Raw genomic sequence first — 2,064 nt, forward strand, 5'->3', positions numbered from 1 at the left:
GGCGCGAGGCGGCTGAGAACGTGGCCGAAAGCCTCACCCGCGGAGCACGGGTGGTCGTGACCGGACGGCTGCGGCAGCGCTCCTTCGAGACCCGCGAGGGAGAGAAGCGCACCGTGATCGAACTCGAGGTCGACGAGATCGGTCCGTCGCTGCGGTATGCCACAGCAAAGATCAATAAGGTCAGCCGCGGCGGCGGTGGCGGCGGCTTCGGCGGCGGGCAGGCTCAGCCGGCCGCCGAGGCCGCGGCGACCAGTGGAGGAGCCGGCGAGGACCCGTGGGGCAGCGCGCCCACCACGGGTTCGTTCGGCGGCGGTGACGACGAACCGCCCTTCTAAAGACCAGACAGCAGGAAAGTGAGACCCAGATGGCTAAATCCAACAGACGACGACCCGCTCCCGAGAAGCCGATCAAGACGCGCAAGTGCGCGTTCTGCTCCAACAAGGCCCAGGTGATCGACTACAAGGACACCACGCTACTGCGTACCTTCATCAGCGAGCGCGGCAAGATCCGCGCGCGCCGGGTGACCGGCAACTGCGTGCAGCACCAGCGCGACATCGCGCTGGCGGTGAAAAACGCCCGCGAGGTCGCGCTGCTGCCGTTCATCGCACCGGCGCGGTAGGCGAGCGGGCACCGACGAAGAAGGTATGAAACCCATGAAGCTGATTCTGACCGCGGAGGTCGAGCATCTCGGTGCCCCCGGTGACACCGTCGAGGTCAAGGACGGATACGGGCGCAACTATCTGCTCCCGCGGGAGTTGGCGATCGTCGCCACGCGCGGCGCGCAGAAGCAGGCCGACGACATCCGGCGCGCCCGCGAATCCAAGGCGGTGCGCGACCGCGAGCACGCCGACGAGCTCAAGACCGCGATCGATGCGCTGGGCCCGGTTGTGCTGCCGATGAAGACCTCTTCGGACTCCGGCAAGTTGTTCGGCTCGGTGACCGCCGGCGATGTGGTCGCCGCCATCAAGAAAGCCGGCGGGCCCAAGTTGGAGAAACGGATCGTGCTCCTGCCCAAGGCGCACATCAAGACCGTCGGCACCCATCCGGTCTCGGTGCGCCTGCATCCCGAGGTCGACATCCAGGTCACCCTCGAGGTCGTCGCGTTAACCTAACCGCAACACGCCCGGATGTCGACCCGATTCGACACGCCGGAGAGGATTCCTCCACACCGAATCTGCCACCGCGCGCCGCGGTTATCTGCGGAAACGCTGCACCGACATCCGTTGGTGCACAGGCGTTCCCCACTTCGCCAACATCGGTGGGGCGGATATCCCCATCCGATGCACAACGTCATGAACAACCGCGTTTGGTGGCATCGCCGGCAACGCCTACCGTCAACCCGTCGCGAGGTGGCAGCGGCATCCGGGAGATAGCGACACGGCACTGTCAGTGCTGTGACCTAGCGTCGGAGGCAGCTAACATCGAATATGCGTTCGATGAGATAGATGAGATTGCCGAGGAGAAGGTGGGAGCGCATGGCGGTCATCGACGACCTGGGCAATCTGGGCTACCCCGACACCGACGCCCCGCCTCCCGGCGAGGGGTTTGGTCGCCAGCCGCCGCAGGACATGGTCGCCGAGCAGTCGGTGCTGGGCGGCATGCTGTTGAGCAAGGACGCGATCGCCGACGTGCTGGAGCGGCTGCGGCCGGGCGATTTCTACCGCCCGGTGCACCAGAACATCTACGACGCCGTCCTGGATCTGTACGGCCGCGGTGAGCCGGCCGACGCGGTGACGGTCGCGGCCGAACTGGATCGCCGGGGCCTGCTGCGCAGGGTGGGGGGCGCTCCGTATCTGCACACGTTGATCGCGACCGTGCCGACGGCGGCCAACGCCGGCTACTACGCGGGGATTGTCGCGGAGAAGTCGTTGCTGCGCCGGCTGGTGGAGGCCGGCACCCGGGTGGTGCAGTACGGCTACGCCGGTGCCGAGGGGTCCGACGTCGCCGAGGTGGTCGATCGCGCGCAAGCCGAGATCTACGAGGTCACCGAGCGGCGGCTGTCCGAGGATTTCGTCCCGCTGGAAGACCTGCTGCAACCGACCATGGACGAGATCGATGCCATCG

4 protein-coding genes are annotated in these 2,064 nt (G+C 66.9%); all 4 read left to right on the plus strand.

The genetic code is table 11. From position 1 onward, the window contains the following. Positions 1-335: single-stranded DNA-binding protein (ssb, locus tag AC2VON_RS14130; RefSeq protein ID WP_486953513.1), on the plus strand; the 335-nt coding region annotated here is incomplete at its 5' end. A 29-nt stretch (positions 336-364) separates the two neighbouring features. Continuing rightward, positions 365-619 (plus strand): 30S ribosomal protein S18, encoded by a 255-nt coding sequence (gene rpsR / locus AC2VON_RS14135; RefSeq protein ID WP_486953514.1) that lies wholly within the window; start codon positions 365-367, stop codon positions 617-619. Positions 620-653: 34 nt separating this feature from the next. Beyond that, the gene (rplI, locus tag AC2VON_RS14140) at positions 654-1,112 is read left to right on the plus strand and encodes a 50S ribosomal protein L9 (RefSeq protein WP_486953515.1); all 459 of its coding nucleotides are present in this window, start codon (positions 654-656) and stop codon (positions 1,110-1,112) included. A 363-nt stretch (positions 1,113-1,475) separates the two neighbouring features. Continuing rightward, positions 1,476-2,064 (plus strand): DnaB-like helicase N-terminal domain-containing protein (locus tag AC2VON_RS14145; RefSeq protein ID WP_486953516.1); only part of this gene is annotated, 589 nt, incomplete at its 3' end.

This window comes from Mycobacterium sp. TH-M82, assembly GCF_057473605.1.